Annotated in this window: 16 protein-coding genes and 1 pseudogene; 6 read left to right on the forward strand and 11 right to left on the reverse strand. The window is 43.2% G+C overall.

What is annotated here, in order from left to right:
• Nucleotides 1-2 precede the first annotated feature (2 nt).
• Both ftsZ and lpxC read left to right on the forward strand, forming a co-directional pair.
• Nucleotides 3-1,163: a cell division protein FtsZ gene (ftsZ, locus tag LG003_RS14645; protein ID WP_112878543.1), complete on the forward strand. Its 1,161-nt coding sequence runs from the start codon at nucleotides 3-5 to the stop codon at nucleotides 1,161-1,163.
• Between the two features lie 98 nt (nucleotides 1,164-1,261).
• The gene (lpxC, locus tag LG003_RS14650) at nucleotides 1,262-2,179 is read left to right on the forward strand and encodes a UDP-3-O-acyl-N-acetylglucosamine deacetylase (protein ID WP_112878542.1); all 918 of its coding nucleotides are present in this window, start codon (nucleotides 1,262-1,264) and stop codon (nucleotides 2,177-2,179) included.
• A gap of 143 nt (nucleotides 2,180-2,322) precedes the next feature.
• Here lpxC and LG003_RS14655 read toward each other — a convergent pair whose 3' ends face one another.
• Complete coding sequence (locus LG003_RS14655) at nucleotides 2,323-2,850, reverse strand: DUF721 domain-containing protein (protein ID WP_112878541.1); 528 nt, start codon at nucleotides 2,848-2,850, stop codon at nucleotides 2,323-2,325.
• Nucleotides 2,851-2,882: 32 nt separating this feature from the next.
• Between LG003_RS14655 and secM the strand changes: the two genes are divergently transcribed.
• The 3 genes from secM (at nucleotide 2,883) to mutT (ending at nucleotide 6,706) form a co-directional block, all read left to right on the forward strand.
• Entirely contained in the window at nucleotides 2,883-3,407 is a 525-nt protein-coding gene (secM, locus tag LG003_RS14660; RefSeq protein ID WP_112878540.1) for a secA translation cis-regulator SecM, read from the forward strand.
• A gap of 83 nt (nucleotides 3,408-3,490) precedes the next feature.
• Nucleotides 3,491-6,202 carry a preprotein translocase subunit SecA gene (gene secA / locus LG003_RS14665; protein WP_262981039.1) on the forward strand — a complete coding sequence of 904 codons (2,712 nt, stop codon included), beginning with the start codon at nucleotides 3,491-3,493 and terminating at the stop codon, nucleotides 6,200-6,202.
• A gap of 111 nt (nucleotides 6,203-6,313) precedes the next feature.
• A complete protein-coding gene (mutT, locus tag LG003_RS14670; protein ID WP_112895352.1) occupies nucleotides 6,314-6,706 on the forward strand; it encodes an 8-oxo-dGTP diphosphatase MutT in 393 nt (130 codons plus the stop codon).
• A gap of 38 nt (nucleotides 6,707-6,744) precedes the next feature.
• Here the strand turns inward: mutT and yacG are convergent, their stop codons facing one another.
• The 7 genes from yacG to nadC form a co-directional block, all read right to left on the reverse strand.
• Nucleotides 6,745-6,942 (reverse strand): DNA gyrase inhibitor YacG, encoded by a 198-nt coding sequence (gene yacG / locus LG003_RS14675; RefSeq protein WP_011147806.1) that lies wholly within the window; start codon nucleotides 6,940-6,942, stop codon nucleotides 6,745-6,747.
• 30 nt (nucleotides 6,943-6,972) lie between these two features.
• Nucleotides 6,973-7,725: a cell division protein ZapD gene (gene zapD, locus LG003_RS14680; protein WP_262981044.1), complete on the reverse strand. Its 753-nt coding sequence runs from the start codon at nucleotides 7,723-7,725 to the stop codon at nucleotides 6,973-6,975.
• The gene (coaE, locus tag LG003_RS14685) at nucleotides 7,718-8,341 is read right to left on the reverse strand and encodes a dephospho-CoA kinase (RefSeq protein ID WP_262981040.1); all 624 of its coding nucleotides are present in this window, start codon (nucleotides 8,339-8,341) and stop codon (nucleotides 7,718-7,720) included. Before coaE ends, zapD begins: the two co-directional genes overlap by 8 nt.
• A 91-nt stretch (nucleotides 8,342-8,432) precedes the next feature.
• Nucleotides 8,433-9,632, reverse strand: a complete 1,200-nt coding sequence (gene hofC, locus LG003_RS14690; RefSeq protein ID WP_112878535.1) for a protein transport protein HofC — start codon at nucleotides 9,630-9,632, stop codon at nucleotides 8,433-8,435.
• A gap of 2 nt (nucleotides 9,633-9,634) precedes the next feature.
• Complete coding sequence (gspE, locus tag LG003_RS14695) at nucleotides 9,635-11,077, reverse strand: type II secretion system protein GspE (RefSeq protein ID WP_262981041.1); 1,443 nt, start codon at nucleotides 11,075-11,077, stop codon at nucleotides 9,635-9,637.
• Nucleotides 11,078-11,122: 45 nt separating this feature from the next.
• A complete protein-coding gene (gene ppdD / locus LG003_RS14700) occupies nucleotides 11,123-11,545 on the reverse strand; it encodes a prepilin peptidase-dependent pilin (RefSeq protein WP_112878533.1) in 423 nt (140 codons plus the stop codon).
• A 326-nt stretch (nucleotides 11,546-11,871) separates the two neighbouring features.
• Nucleotides 11,872-12,762, reverse strand: a complete 891-nt coding sequence (gene nadC / locus LG003_RS14705) for a carboxylating nicotinate-nucleotide diphosphorylase (RefSeq protein ID WP_112878532.1) — start codon at nucleotides 12,760-12,762, stop codon at nucleotides 11,872-11,874.
• A gap of 506 nt (nucleotides 12,763-13,268) precedes the next feature.
• Between nadC and ampE the strand changes: the two genes are divergently transcribed.
• On the forward strand, nucleotides 13,269-14,123 hold the full coding sequence (gene ampE / locus LG003_RS14710; RefSeq protein WP_112878531.1) for a beta-lactamase regulator AmpE: 855 nt from the start codon (nucleotides 13,269-13,271) through the stop codon (nucleotides 14,121-14,123).
• Nucleotides 14,124-14,379: 256 nt separating this feature from the next.
• Here the strand turns inward: ampE and LG003_RS14715 are convergent, their stop codons facing one another.
• The 3 genes and pseudogenes from LG003_RS14715 to LG003_RS14725 all read right to left on the reverse strand — a co-directional run.
• The gene (locus LG003_RS14715) at nucleotides 14,380-15,540 is read right to left on the reverse strand and encodes a hypothetical protein (protein WP_262981042.1); all 1,161 of its coding nucleotides are present in this window, start codon (nucleotides 15,538-15,540) and stop codon (nucleotides 14,380-14,382) included.
• A gap of 146 nt (nucleotides 15,541-15,686) precedes the next feature.
• The gene (locus tag LG003_RS14720; RefSeq protein WP_262981045.1) at nucleotides 15,687-15,977 is read right to left on the reverse strand and encodes a FimD/PapC C-terminal domain-containing protein; all 291 of its coding nucleotides are present in this window, start codon (nucleotides 15,975-15,977) and stop codon (nucleotides 15,687-15,689) included.
• Nucleotides 15,975-16,283, reverse strand: a pseudogene (locus LG003_RS14725) (fimbria/pilus outer membrane usher protein); the annotation flags it as partial. The pseudogene LG003_RS14725 and the gene LG003_RS14720, both read right to left, overlap by 3 nt.
• Nucleotides 16,284-16,361 lie beyond the last annotated feature (78 nt).

Here is a 16,361-nt window from a genome sequence, read left to right on the forward strand (position 1 = left end):
CTATGTTTGAACCAATAGAATTAACCAATGACGCGGTGATTAAGGTCATCGGCGTCGGCGGCGGCGGCGGTAACGCTGTTGAGCACATGGTGCGTGAACGCATCGAAGGTGTTGAATTCTTTGCAGTAAATACGGATGCTCAGGCATTGCGTAAAACTGCTGTCGGCCAGACTATCCAGATTGGTAATGGTATTACTAAAGGTTTGGGGGCGGGTGCAAACCCGGAAGTTGGTCGTACTGCTGCTCAAGAAGATCGGGATGCATTGCGTACTGCGCTTGATGGTGCGGATATGGTATTTATCGCTGCCGGTATGGGCGGTGGTACCGGTACTGGCGCCGCGCCTGTGGTGGCTGAGATTGCAAAAGAGCTGGGAATTTTGACAGTTGCTGTGGTGACTAAGCCTTTCAATTTCGAAGGTAAGAAACGTATGGCGTTTGCCGAACAAGGGATCACTGAATTGTCCAAGCATGTAGATTCATTGATTACTATCCCTAACGACAAACTGTTAAAAGTACTTGGCCGCGGCATTTCACTCCTGGACGCTTTCGGCGCAGCTAATGATGTTTTGAAAGGTGCGGTTCAGGGTATCGCTGAACTGATCACGCGTCCAGGTCTAATGAATGTTGACTTTGCTGATGTGCGTACCGTGATGTCCGAAATGGGCTACGCTATGATGGGTTCCGGTATTGCGCAGGGTGAAGATCGTGCGGAAGAAGCTGCTGAGATGGCGATATCCAGCCCATTGCTGGAAGATATCGACTTGTCAGGCGCTCGTGGTGTTCTGGTTAACATTACTGCTGGCTTTGATCTGCGTTTGGATGAGTTCGAAACAGTGGGTAACACGATCCGAGCATTTGCATCTGATAATGCAACTGTCGTGATCGGCACCTCTCTGGATCCAGACATGAATGATGAGTTGCGTGTGACTGTGGTTGCCACGGGTATTGGTATGGATAAACGTCCTGAAATTACGTTGGTTACCAATAAGTCTTCTCAGTCAAGTGTAATGGAACACCGTCATCAGCAAATGCCTGGCGGTATGTCTTCATTGTCTGAAGAAAATAAACCAGCAGCAAAAGTGGTGAATGACCAAAGCGTACAAACTAGCAAGGAGCCTGATTATTTGGATATTCCTGCATTTTTGCGTAAACAGGCCGATTAATAGCTAAAAAATTGGATTCTCCGCTTTTTGTGCTAAACTTGCCCGCCAATCATAGTGTATAGTGGTTGGCAGGATGGATAACATTGCGAGATAAAACGATGATCAAACAAAGGACACTTAAACGTATTGTTCAGGCGACTGGTGTCGGTCTACATACCGGCAAAAAAGTCACGCTAACAATGCGCCCAGCACCGGCTAACACCGGGGTCATCTATCGCCGCACTGACTTGAATCCACCGGTTGATTTTCCGGCAGATGCAAAATCCGTGCGTGATACTATGCTCTGTACTTGCCTGGTAAATGAGCATGACGTGCGAATCTCAACGGTTGAGCACCTGAATGCAGCGCTTGCGGGGTTAGGTATCGATAATATTATTATCGAAGTTGATGCGCCAGAAATTCCCATTATGGATGGTAGTGCCAGCCCGTTTGTTTTCCTGCTGTTGGATGCGGGTATTGAAGAGCTGAACACATCTAAAAAATTCCTGCGTATTAAGGAAACCGTGCGTGTGGAGGAGGGGGATAAGTGGGCAGAGATGGCGCCTTATAATGGTTTCAGCCTGGATTTCACTATTGATTTCAATCACCCTGCGATTGATTCAAGCACTCAACGTTACTGTCTGGATTTCTCGGCAGAAGCGTTTGTTCGTCAAATCAGTCGTGCACGTACATTTGGCTTTATGCGTGATATTGAGTACTTACAATCTAAAGGGTTGTGTTTAGGTGGCAGCTTTGATTGTGCGATTGTTGTTGATGACTATCGTGTGCTTAATGAAGATGGCTTGCGTTTTGAAGACGAATTTGTCCGCCATAAAATGCTGGATGCAATTGGTGATCTGTTTATGTGTGGCTATAACATCATTGGCGCATTTACTGCGTTCAAATCTGGTCATGCGTTGAACAATAAACTATTGCAGGCAGTTCTGGCGCAAGAAAGTGCATGGGAGCTGATTACTTTCGAAGATGAAGCTGAAATGCCATTGGCTTTTCGTGCTCCATCAACTGCAATGGCATAACTCTCTAGTATGCTGATAATAATTCAATGATATATCAGTGGGTTATGTTATCAGTGATTTTGTTCTCGCTGATGTTTTTTACTCGGCGTTAACACTATTCAGCGTTAGCACTTATCAGCGTTAGCACTTAAATTTATTTAGCGTTATCGCTTAGTCGTTTTAGCTGTACTGGCACTCTCTCCGGCCAGTGCAGCTAGTCGTTCTAATCTTTCCTTCAGCTTTTTTGGACTACGGTTCGCTAGCATTATTAATTCTTTCGCACTCTCTTGACTTAACTGACGTGTCGGTAAAGTTTTATGATCATCGCTCATCGTTTTTGCGAAGCTCTGCGCACTATTGCCATGCTTAATCATGAGTGATGGGTTAATCCTGATGTCGATAGATGACAATGATGGTAGAATTTCGCTTCTTAGTGTAGAAAGCAGCGTTGGCAGCTCGTAACGTAATCTGGTCATCCAACTGGCGTTTCCTGCTTCCAGTACCAGAATTTGTTTGCGATAATTAGCGACCCGGCACCACGGATGTAATTGTGCGGGAAGCAAGCTGACAACGGCACGGTTAAGTTTTAACAAAGCGACGGCACGTTGCTGGATAACATGAAGCGGGCTTTTCTCAACGGCGGCGGCGTCTTCAAAAAGAACATCTAATGATTGTGGGCGGCTATCGCGCATAATGAAAGTAGCTCCGGTATGATGAAGGATTAATGGGTATTCTAAATCTTTGGCGACAATTTGGCAGACGTTATTTCTGGTCACATCTGTTATTAGGGGTGGTTGCGGCAAGTATTGGCGTTCCTACCATTTTAGCGGGTGTTACCGATAATATTTCACAAGCTAATACCTCGCCTAGCCAGAGTTGGCAAAATCAGGCTTTATCGGCTTTTGATAATCTATTCTCATTGCAGAATGTTCAACACCAGCCAGCCAATGGCGTTAATTACTGGCAACAACATGCTGTACGTAACGTGATAAGACAGCTTTCTTTTGCTTTTTCTGTTTCGCAACCTATGAGCGATGAAACAGCAAAACAAAGTATCCGGTTAAGTTCTTGCAGTATTCAGCAGCTTGTTCTGGAAACCCTGAATACACTATTAGTTCGGGAACCTAAGCCACCTGAACCAGTCTTAGATATACTGTTCCTGAATGTTGCATCACAATCTTCTTATACTCCGACGTTTTGGATTGCTAAAGCCCAAGGTATCCGTGCAGGTCCTACTGCTTACCTCTGAATCTTCGTTTTTTTACAAATTTTCGAAATAAATAACTATTTGCTGGCTGCGAGATAACGGCCTTATCTGAGATGTAATTAACTATGCTGATTAAATTATTAACAAAGGTTTTTGGTAGTCGTAATGACCGTACACTGCGCCGTATGCGTAAAGTTGTTGATGTCATCAACCGCATGGAGCCAGAGTTTGAAAAATTGTCTGATGATGAATTGAAGGGTAAAACAGCCGAATTCCGTGCCCGTTTGGAAAAAGGCGAATCGCTGGAAAATCTGTTACCTGAAGCGTTTGCAACAGCACGTGAAGCAAGTAAGCGCGTGTTTGCTATGCGTCATTTCGACGTTCAGTTACTGGGTGGTATGGTTCTGAATGAACGTTGTATTGCGGAGATGCGCACTGGTGAAGGTAAAACACTGACAGCGACTTTGCCTGCTTATTTGAATGCATTAACTGGGCATGGTGTTCACGTAGTCACTGTGAATGATTATCTGGCGCAGCGTGATGCCGAAAATAACCGCCCATTGTTTGAATTTCTGGGATTGAGTGTTGGTATTAACCTGCCAGGTATGCCGGCACCCGTTAAACGCCAGGCATATGCGGCGGATATTACCTATGGTACTAACAACGAATATGGCTTTGACTATCTTCGTGACAACATGGCATTTAGTCCGGAAGAGCGTGTTCAGCGTAAATTGCATTATGCGCTGGTGGATGAGGTTGACTCCATTCTGATTGACGAAGCGCGTACCCCATTGATTATTTCCGGCCCGGCGGAAGACAGCTCTGAACTTTATATCAAGGTCAATAAGCTGATCCCTAAACTGATTCGCCAGGAAAAAGAAGATTCAGAGACTTTCCAAGGAGAAGGCCACTTTTCTGTTGATGAGAAATCCCGTCAGGTTAACTTGACAGAACGCGGTCTGGTTCTGGTTGAGCAATTGTTAGTGGAAGCGAAATTGATGGAAGAAGGTGAATCTCTGTATTCACCCACTAACATCATGTTAATGCACCATGTTACAGCCGCACTACGTGCCCATGCGCTGTTTACCCGTGATGTTGACTATATCGTGAAAGAGGGTGAAGTCATTATTGTTGATGAGCATACGGGCCGTACTATGCAGGGGCGTCGCTGGTCTGATGGATTGCATCAGGCTGTTGAAGCTAAAGAGGGTGTAGAAATTCAGAATGAAAACCAAACGTTAGCTTCAATTACCTTCCAAAACTACTTCCGGTTGTATAAAAAACTGGCGGGTATGACCGGTACGGCAGATACAGAAGCGTTTGAGTTTAGCTCTATTTATAAGCTTGATACCATTGTGGTTCCGACAAACCGTCCAATGATCCGTAATGATTTGCCAGATCTGGTTTATATGACCGAAGCTGAAAAAATTGAAGCTATCATTGAAGATATCCGAGAACGTACCAGCAAGGGGCAACCTGTATTGGTGGGAACTATTTCTATTGAAAAATCTGAACTGGTTTCCCGTGAACTGACTAACGCGGGTATCGAGCACAACGTACTTAACGCCAAATTTCATGCAATGGAAGCGGATATTATTGCTCAGGCGGGTCAGGCGAGTGCGGTAACTATTGCGACTAACATGGCTGGTCGTGGTACAGATATTGTGCTGGGTGGCAGTTGGCAGGCAGAAATTGCTAAATTGACAGAGCCCACAGAAGCTCAGATTGAAGAGATTAAAACCGCATGGCAGGAGCGTCATGACATGGTTCTGGCTGCGGGTGGTTTGCATATTATCGGTACGGAGCGTCATGAGTCTCGTCGTATTGATAATCAGTTACGCGGGCGTTCCGGGCGTCAAGGGGATGCGGGATCATCCCGTTTCTATTTATCAATGGAAGACTCACTGATGCGTATTTTTGCCTCTGATCGTGTCACTGGCATGATGCGTAAACTGGGTATGAAACCGGGTGAGGCGATTGAACATCCGTGGGTAACCAAAGCCATTGCTAATGCTCAACGTAAAGTGGAGAGCCGTAACTTCGATATACGTAAACAATTGTTAGAATACGATGATGTTGCTAACGATCAGCGCCGTGCTATTTATGCTCAGCGTAACGACTTGCTGGATGTGAGTGATGTTAGTGAAACCATTGGTAGCATTCGTGAAGATGTATTTAAAGCAACCATCGATGCTTATATTCCCCCTCAATCTCTGGAAGAGATGTGGGATGTGGAAGGTTTGCAGCAACGTTTAGTGACTGATTTCGATTTAGAGTTGCCGATCAAAGAGTGGTTGGATAAAGAGCCTGAGTTACACGAAGAGACGTTGCGTGAGCGTATCCTTGAACAGGCTGTTGAAGTCTATAAACGTAAAGAAGAGATTGTTGGCATTGAAATGATGCGTAATTTCGAAAAAGGTATCATGTTGCAGACTCTGGATATGTTGTGGAAAGAGCATCTGGCAGCAATGGATTACCTACGTCAGGGGATCCATCTCCGTGGTTATGCTCAGAAAGATCCAAAACAGGAATATAAACGTGAATCTTTCGCTATGTTTGCAAACATGCTGGAATCGCTGAAATATGAAGTGATTAGTACATTGAGCAAAGTTCAAGTGAGATTGCCGGAGGAAGTAGAGGCATTGGAGCAACAGCGCCGGGCGGAAGCTGAACGCTTGGCAAGGCAACAGCAATTAAGCCATGAGGTTGAAAAAGGCGCATTGATGTCTACAACAGAAGCTCAGATTGCCAGTGGAGCTCGTAAAGTAGGCCGTAATGATCCTTGTCCTTGTGGATCGGGTAGAAAATATAAACATTGCCACGGGCGCTTGCAGTAACAATGAAAAGGCGGGAAACCGCCTTTTTACTGTTAGTTTTAAGTGAGCAACGTTGGATATAGCATTTAGTTGTTGAGCAATCAAAAAAATAGATGAAGAAGTAAGGGTAATATGGAAAAGAAACACCTGCATATAGCCGCTGGGATTATCAGAAATACGCAACATGAAATTTTTATTACTCAGCGTCATGCTGATGCCCATATGGGTGGTTTCTGGGAATTCCCTGGTGGGAAAGTTGAGAAAGAAGAAACGCCTGAACAGGCTTTAATACGTGAGTTACAGGAAGAAATTGGTATTACAGTTACTCATTATGAGCTGGTAAAAACGGTTGAACATGATTTTCCTGACAGGTTGATTACTCTGTATTTCTTCTTGGTGGATGAATGGGAAAATGAACCTTTCGGTAAAGAAGAGCAACTTTCTCGGTGGGTATTACAGAAAGATTTAATTGCTGATGAATTCCCGCCTGCTAATCGCAGCATTGTTGCATTACTTACTGCTTGAGTTGTCAATAGCCGCATTATTAATAACGCGGCTATTTATTATTGCTCAGGTTGTCCACTCCAATCATCACTATCGGAGTTTTCACTTTGGCTTGGTATCCGTTTCTCTTCATTTGCCCACTGGCCTAAGTCAATTAATTGACAGCGTTTACTGCAAAATGGGCGATATGGGCTTATTTCTCCCCAAACCACAGTCTTACCGCATGTTGGACATTCAATCGTGAGTAATTCAGACATAATAATTTTCCTGATAATTAGTTCGTAATATTAACAGCATGCCAATTCAAATGGTAAATGAGCTGGCACGGAGCCTTTTTCACTATCTAATGGTAAAAAACGAATAGCAAAGCGGGTCTTATGACCGGAAATTTGGGGAAACAATAAAGGTGTTAATGGCAAACGTAATCTTAGTAAATCTGCGCCTTCTGCTGTATTCTGATGGAAACCGTTTTTACTGATTTCTGAACGAAAAATAGCAGATTGGCGGATGAGTTCTAAAATACCTTCCAGGGCTTGTTGGAGAGGTAGCAAACTATCAATCCAGAATGCGACCATTTTATCTCTTTGTGATTGTGGTAAGTGAAGCCATAGATGTAAGGTGGGTATATCAAAACCACAACAGCCACTGGGAATACTGAGACGCTGGCGCACCAGGCTGATAATTTTATCTTCTTTGAGGGATTGCCCCAGCCGTGGAGCTTTACTTAATGCGATAGCTCGCTCTTTCAATTTTAATCTGAAACTATTGACGATATTAATATCAACATCGGGTATTTCAGCCCATTGTTTTAATTTTGCCTGTTGGCGTTCTAACTCTTTTAGCAATTCAGAACGTACTTCCCCTCGTTCTAGCACTTCAAGTAGCTCAGTCACAGTGCGGAAGAAGGCGAGGCTGCTTGCTAGTGAGTCTAGATGGCGTTGACTGGTGAGTTGTTGCAGAGAAGATTCAATTCTCAACCATGCCCGCATTTTTTCATTCAGTGGGTGTTCAAAAATGATTGTAGAAGTTGTGTCACTCATCATGATTATCCTGCCTGGCTGATCCAGCTAACTTTAAATATTGTTGATGTAGTTCGGCAACACGAGGAGCAATTGCCTGTACGTTATCATGATTTGAGATAATGTCATCGGCATAAGCCAGCCTCTCGCTACGGGATGCCTGGGCAGCCAAAATATTTTCAACCTGTTGGTTGCTAATACCATCACGAGTGGCTACCCGGCTGATTTGTAATTCAGGTGAAACGTCAACGACTAAAATCCGATCTGCCAAATGCCTTAAATTATTTTCGACTAATAATGGAATAACCCAAATAACATAAGGTGTCGTTATCTGTTCTAATTGCAGTCGGGTTTCTTGATGTATTAGAGGGTGAAGAAGTTGATTAACCCACTGTTTTTCTTGATTGTTTGTGAATATTTTCTGGCGTAACAGTGCTCTGTTAAGGTTACCATCGGGTGTCAATATGTCATGACCAAAGTGTTCTGAAATGGTTTGTAAGGCAGGCGTTCCAGGAGCAACGACTTCTCTGGCAATAATATCTGCGTCAACAAGAGGAACACCAAGCGCTGCAAAAGCATTGGCGATGGTGGTTTTACCGCTGCCAATCCCACCTGTGAGTGCAATAATATAAGTCATCCTATCCCTTAATATTACTTGATACTATTTCGGGATTGTAACCGAAAGGGGGCAGATGACCTAGAGACAAAGCGACAGAATCATTTTTGCTTTAGGTGAGTATTGTACCCAGTTGAAAAATGGGTAAATACATTGCGAGCAATAGCGTACCGACAATAATTGCTATTATGACTATAAGTATTGGTTCTAGTAACTGGGTCATATTATCAGAAATCTCCAATGCTTGTTGTTGGTACCAATTAGCGAGATTGCCTAATAATAGCTCCAGATTGCCAGATTCTTCACCAACACTGACAAACTGCTGACACAGAGCAGGAAAACAAGATTGTTGTTTCAGTGTTTCGCTCATTGGTACCCCTTGATTAATTTGAGATCGTAAGAATTTAGTCGCTTGCAGAAATACCGGATGATTTATTGATGCAATAGCACTGTCTAACCCTGCGGTGAGTGTTAGGCCGGCTTTTTGTGTCATAAACAGAATATGGAAAAGTTGTCCTAATTGCTGACAACTAATTAATTTTGCAATAACGGGTAAACGTAACATTAGATTTTTTTCACGAGTAATCCATATTGTATGGCGTTGACGTAATTGTAGATAAAATAGGAACAGTATAATTAATCCAGTAACACCATAGCCACCGTATTGAATCAGCCAGTTGGAAGTGATTAATAAACTGCGGGTGAGCAGAGGAAGTTGTGCATCAAATGAATGATAAATATGTTCAAATTCAGGTAAAACAAAAATAAGCATCAATAAAATAATGATGCTGGCAACAATGGTAATAATCAGAGGATAACGTAGTGCTTTTGCTATTTTCTTCTGTAACTTATCTTGTTGCTCCTGTTGTTTAACCAATAATTGACAGCAGACTTCTAATTGCCCGGTTAATTCACCAACAGAAATAAGTTGACAAAATAAAGGTGGGAATAGAAATGGATAATTTTTTAATGAGGAGGAAAATGATTCTCCACGGGTAATTTTCTTGCTAATATCTAATAATACACAGTGCCATAATGGATGAGCACATTCTCGAATAAGAATGTTGAGGCAATTCAGTAATGGCATTCCTGATGATAATAGTGTTGCCAATTGACGAATGAAATTCAAACGGTAGGCAATTTGTTGTTGATGATAAAATATCAATTTTTCACATTTTATATTATAAGGTTGCAATCCAGAATGAATAAGCTGATGATATAAAACTTTCCTGTTATCACATAGTGATTTCCCTTTTGATATTTCGCCTTTGTTGTTCACTGCTTGCCAATTATAAAGATAATGAATTTTCATTATTATTCCTGACCTGTGACTTGATAAATTTCTTCTAATGTCGTGATACCTTGTTCCACTAATAAAACACCTGATGAAAGTAAAGTGTCTTTTCTTTGAGCCATAATGGTTTTTTGCACATTTTTAGGATTCTGTTCTGATAATATTTGTTGAATATCATAAGTTATTTCTAAGAATTCATAAATAGCCGTTCGGCCATAATAACCGGAGAAACAATGCTCACAACCAACTGCTAACCATTGCTTAATAAATAGAGAATTATTTTCAATATTAATAATGGTTTCTTCTGTTTGTTGCTTGCGGCAATGAAGACATAATTTTCTGACAAGTCGTTGGGCGATAATTAATTTGATACAAGAAGCAGCCATATAACCTGAAATACCCAGATTTTGTAGGCGCGATAATGTATCTATGGTTGAATTAGTATGTAATGTAGAAAGAACCAAATGACCTGTTTGTGCCGCTTTTACTGAAATTTCGGCTGTTTCGCCATCACGTATTTCTCCTACCATAATGACATCAGGATCTTGGCGTAATAGTGCCCGTAATACTTTGGCAAAATTGAGCTCGATTTTGCTATTAGTTTGTGTCTGATTAATGCCATTCAGTGGGATCTCGACGGGATCTTCTACACTACAAATATTCTTTTTATTCTGATCCAGATATTGTAAGCAGCTATATAAAGTTACGGTTTTTCCACTACCCGTTGGACCAGTCACTAAAATCATTCCTTGTGGTAATGCGAGTTTTTGTCGGAGCTGATTCAATAATGGGTCAGGAATACCTAATTGATCTAACGATAATTGCTGCATTGTATTTAATATTCTAAGCACAACTTTTTCTCCGTGTATGGTTGGCAAAGTCGCCATACGGATAGCATAGTTGTGTCGGGTGTCAGACCAATCAAATTGTCCATCTTGAGGTAACCGTTTTTCAGCAATATTCAATTTCGCCATTATTTTAAGGCGTGCGGCAATGCTTGCATTCATTTGATGAGATGGCGAAGACAAGAGGTGTAATGCGCCATCAACCCGGATACGGATATGATAACCCTGTTGGAAGGGTTCAAAATGAATATCGGATGCACGCCGCTGAATTGCAGTTAATAAAGTTTGATTAATAAGTTGAATGACGGGGGCATCATTTTCATCTGTATTGATATCAGCTTTAAGTGGTAATAGAGAGGATTTTTCCTCTGGTACATGATTCAGTGAAATATTTTGATGTAATACTGATTCGATCCTTGCCAGTGGCCAAATTTCTACATTAACAATACATCCGGAAATAAAACGTAATGCTGATAATAAATCATCATTGGGTAATTCGCTGCTGGCAATTGTTATCGTATTATCATCTTTTTTTATTACAACAGATTGGTGGCGTTGACAAATATCATGAATTTCTCTTTCCATCAATGTGTTTTCTGCCGTTGAAAGTGAGTTCATTATTGATTGCTTCCTGTGTAAATATGTATTGATAAGGGTAATGAATTAAAATTCAAATATTTCCTGACAACGGCTCTTTAATGAACTATTTGTTGATTCACATTTATTATTCCATTTAATTGTACCTGTTTGTGTATTTTGTATCGGCTTTAATGTAACGCTGAGATTTTTAAGACTCTGTTGCCCGTTAATGATCACTTCTCCATTTTTAACTGAAATACTCCCGATATATCTGCTGTTATGACCTTTGGGAATTGATGGTATTCCTGTATTGCAACCTATGAAATCTTCAGCTTCAAAACTGCAAAGCTCTATACCTGATTTGTAAGGCACAATAGTTTGTAGCATATCTGTTAAAGCGGCTTTCTGAATATATCCCTGATAACTAGGAATACCAATGGCACTTAAGATGGAAATGATAGCAATAGCAACCATGATCTCCATTAAAGTAAATCCTTGTTGTTTCATATTCTTTCTCCGTGTTGTGGTATTGCGATATAGAGAATGAAGGAAAGAGGAAAAAATGAAACAGGATGTATAAAGGTTATGGAATTGACTCGAAAAAGAATTTCTGAATTGCAAGGTTTGCAAAAATATTTACGGTGGTGTTCGCAAATTTGTGAGTAACTAATTGCTGATTTGCACCACCATCAATATCATTATTGCTATACCCAATGGATTTCAAGATGGATCGCGACGGCAAGGGAGCGAATCCCCGGGAGCATAGATAACGATGTGACCGGGGTGAGTGAGTGCAGCCAACAAAGAGGCAACTTGAAAGATAACGGGTATAATTACTGAAAGCGCATTGAGAGATCTAATGCTCTAATATGTTTGGTGAGTGCTCCAACAGAGATAAAATCGATACCTGTTTCAGCATAGCTGTGCAGAGTATCCAGGGTGATATTACCGGATACTTCTAAAGCGACTTTTCCTGATGTGATAGCGACGGCTTCTTTCATCATTGGGATAGTAAAATTATCTAGCATAATAATATCAACATTAGCCTTGAGTGCCAGAATGAGTTCATCTAGCGTTTCTACTTCGACTTCAACAGGGACATCAGGGTGAGAATAACGAGCTTTATCTACTGCCTGTTTAATAGAGCCATTGGCAATAATATGGTTTTCTTTAATAAGGAAAGCATCGAATAATCCGAGGCGGTGATTATTACCACCTCCGCAAAGTACGGCATATTTTAAGGCTGTGCGTAGTCCTGGTAGCGTTTTGCGTGTATCAAGTAATTGAGTTTTTAAACCGGTAAGACGGTGAACATAATGACTGACTTCCGTTGCAACGCCAGAGAGAGTTTGAATAAAGTTAAGGGCGGTGCGTTCACCGGTCAGTAATATCTGTGCTGGGCCTCGTAATATGCAAAGTTTTTGATTAGCTGTAATCGTATCACTATCTTTGACTAACCATTCAATGGAGATTTGGTCGCCTAATTGAGTAAAAACTTCATTCAACCATTGTTGTCCACAGAAAATGCCATCTTCCCGAGTGATAATGACAGCGGTGGCTTGTTTATCTGCGGGAATTAATTGGCCGGTAATATCAGAGGTGAAATTTGTATTTCCGCCCAGATCTTCTTTTAGTGCGAGGGTTACACTGGCAGGAATGTCATTCTGCAAGTGTTCCATAAGAACTGCACGGCGCTGATCTACATTGTAATTTTGTTTTGTCATTAAAAAGCTCCAGAGGTGATAACAATATTAATGATCTTAACATGCTATCCTGTTGTGTAGTGAACAACTACTATCTTGGTTTTATCATCTAGATTAAGGAAAGGAAAAAATGTGGTTGCATGATGAATTGAGTTAGAAAATTTCTTTCACACGATTTGTGCCCACAGGGTGAGCAACCGTTTTATTGGTTATTCATCGTATTAGTTTGTCTCCAGGAAAATAGTTTATCTCCAGGAAAATTTTGTTGTACTGACATAATGATTTATACCCTATGGATTTCAAGATGCATCGCGACGGCAAGGGAGCGAATCCCCGGGAACTATGTGACTGGGGTGAGTGAGTGCAGCCAACAAAGAGGCAACTTGAAAGATAACGGGTATATAGGAAGGGCTGGATATAAAAGAGCATATCACTAGCTATAATAATGTTGTTCTGGGAAGAAAAATTGATCTGGGACTTTATTTCGATTGGATACATTACCAGCAATTGTTACAGGAGCAGAAAGAATGACTCTCTTTATACTGTTGTTAGTGTTGGCGTGGGAACGAGTTTTTAAAATGGGTGACCATTGGCAATTGGAGCACCGTCTTGAGCCATTATTTACCGGTATGAAATCCTTTTCGTTATGGAAAAGCCTTTTAATGACGTTAGTAGTCATGCTAATTACATGGGTATTGATTGAAATATTAAATGATTTTATGTTCGGCATTTTTGAACTGGTGTTATGGGTGTTTATTTGTTTGCTGTGCATCGGAGCGGGGCGCTTACGGCATGATTATCGTGAATATTTTCGTACTGTTCATCAGGATGATAGGGAACAACAAAGGGAATATCTTACGCGTCTCGCAATTATTCATGGTTTACCCTCTGATGCTAGCAAAGAGAATATGTTGCGAGAGATACAAAATGCGTTGCTATGGATAAATTTTCGCTATTATCTGGCGCCGATTTTTTGGTTGATTATAGCGGGTAAATTAGGTCCGGTTATTTTGATGGGATATGGCTTTTTGAGAGCTTATCAGGGATGGTTAGCGCTATATGGTACTTCGGTTCAGCGAGCGCAATCTGGTGTTGACAGCTTGTTGCATTGGTTGGATTGGGTTCCTGCTCGTCTGGCTGGCGTTGCCTATGCTTTATTAGGGCATGGTGAACGGGCTTTACCGGCGTGGGTTGCTTCTCTTAGTGATTTAAGAACTTCACAATATAAAGTGCTTTGTCAGCTTGCTCAGTTTTCATTAAGTCGCGGGCCTCATCTTGATTCAATTCAAACGCCTGTTGCAGCGGTGATATTGGCGAAAAAGGTGACTTTTTCTATCATTGTTGTCGTTGCTTTACTGACGATTTATGGGGCATTGGTTTGATTCGTTGTCTTAATGACTCTGATTTGTCCAAGCTTCATCAAATTAATCACTCTATACCCTATGGATTTCAAGATGCATCGCGGCGGCAAGGGAATGAATCCCCGGGAGCATAGATAACTATGTGACCGGGGTGAGTGAGTGCAGCTAACAAAGAGGCAACTTGAAAGATGACGGGTATATAAGGAGTCATTTAACTTATCTGGGGTTGTCGGCTAGCTTGTTGCAGCGCCAGTAGGCGCTGCAACAAGAGTAATAACTAAGCCGATGGGTCGACGAAGTTAACATCCGACCATACGGAAATGACCGCGACGGCTCTGGCTTGCCCGCCGGCACCGTCTGTCTTCAACAGAATCGGTACCACAGACAGTTGTGTTGATGCCGTATAACTATCGTCCCCTTGTTTAACGTATCTTGCATTTGGCCCTTCACCTCGGTGCCCGGTACTGAGTGATAAGGGTTTGTTGGCCGCATCAGTAAACGCGAAGGCGACATCTTCTATTGACGAGGCCAAGGCATTCGGTTTCCCCGGCACAAACGGCCCATCGATTCGGTAAAGCAGGCGTGAATTTTGGAATACCGCGTCATCGCCGGAACAGGTGCTGCTTATCCCTATCTGCCTTGCTAACTCAAGTGGATCTCCCACCTGTTTGCCGGCTCTTTTCACTGTTCCCCAATCCACCGATGACGGAGTAAGAACAACCGCACAGGTGGACGGCTTTTTGACCGGTGAAAGGATAACCGTGGTCCACAGGGGGTTCGGTATGCTGCTGGAACCCGATACGGCTGTTGAAGTCCAGCCGATAGAGCCCACGGACAAATGACTTCCACCCGGTTTCGCATTGAAATTGCCGTCACTGTCCGGGTAAATGGCCCCGGTCACCGAGCGGACACTGATATCAACCAGACCGTTGGCATCCGGGACGCAGGGAAGGTTAACGCTGGTATTCCCTTTGACCAGACTGGTCGATTGATAGGTTCCGGGTGAACCATGCATCTGGCAAGAGAGTGAAGATTGCCCGATATCAACCATAAAGTCGCCAGCCTTTCCTACCCGGACACTACCCGGTGATGACGAAGAGATCAATGAGTTGGTCCCCGATCCTACGGTGTAGGCCATAAACTGGGTCCCGGTGGGGACGCGGCAAGTTGTCGACCAGTCAAGAGGGCCGCTGGTGGTATATCCCACTATTTCATCCCGTGAATAATCACGCTTATCTTTGTTGTTCGGCATCATGGCATAGCCGGTGACGGTAATATTGCTAACCTTATTCACCAGTTCAGTTTCGCAATCCTGATAAGTCTCGGCCGCCTGGAGGGGTAATACGGTCAATAAAAAGAGCAGTGACGCCCCTGGCCCCATGATGGCTGGGACGGGGTTTTCTGTATGACCGCCCCACAAACGTTCAGTGTTTAACATCCTTCTCTCTCCAAATTACTCATCTGTTCACATCGCTCTTTCACTGTCGGGGCTAACTTCGCTTTTGGTGGCGCCCCGGACGTAAAAGCGAGACAGGTGATATCTCATCGGGCACACCGGTCAGGTTGCCCATATGAAGGTTACGCTTATAGACACACGGCATCGGCCTGCACCAGTTTCCCGGGGGTATCGGACGACACCTGATAACGGGTGGTGCATTGCTGATTTGCCTCGTTTCCCCACTTGACTTTCACATGACCGGCGGACGGCATGCCACTCAGATAAACCCGGCCGTTATCGCCCACAATGCCGCTGCCGGCTTGAGTTGCGTTTCCTGCCAGCGTCGCGGTGGCGCCAAAGGGCACGGGTTTGCCATGATGTATTAAGGTCAACAGCAACTGGTTGCCCAGCCGAACCTGATAATTGGCTAGTGTCACCGCCCCTTTGGTCGGGTAAACGTTGCGGCTGGTCTGGTCAATATCCACCCCTTCCGGCAGGGTGGACGGGTCCAGATTGATGGTGTTTTTGTGGTAGACCGATCCGCCCGGCAGTACGGCGTAGCCACGCCAGTCGGTCTGTACGTTACCGTTGCTGATTGTCACCCCTTTCGCACCGGGGGCGCGAACTAATACCGCGGTATCTCCCAGCGAGCGTGACAGCGTTATTCCGTAAGGGTGGACCAGAAGGGCACCGGAAGTGCCATAGGTAAAATGCTGACTGTCTGCGTTGTCATTGTAGCCAAGATTGACGCTTCCCTAGCTGCCCTGATAACCCAGCGACAAAGCTCGACTGTTTTGCTGGCCGCTGTGCCCCCAACCTTG

It is taken from the genome of Photorhabdus kleinii (assembly GCF_025384885.1).
Lineage (GTDB): Bacteria > Pseudomonadota > Gammaproteobacteria > Enterobacterales > Enterobacteriaceae > Photorhabdus > Photorhabdus kayaii.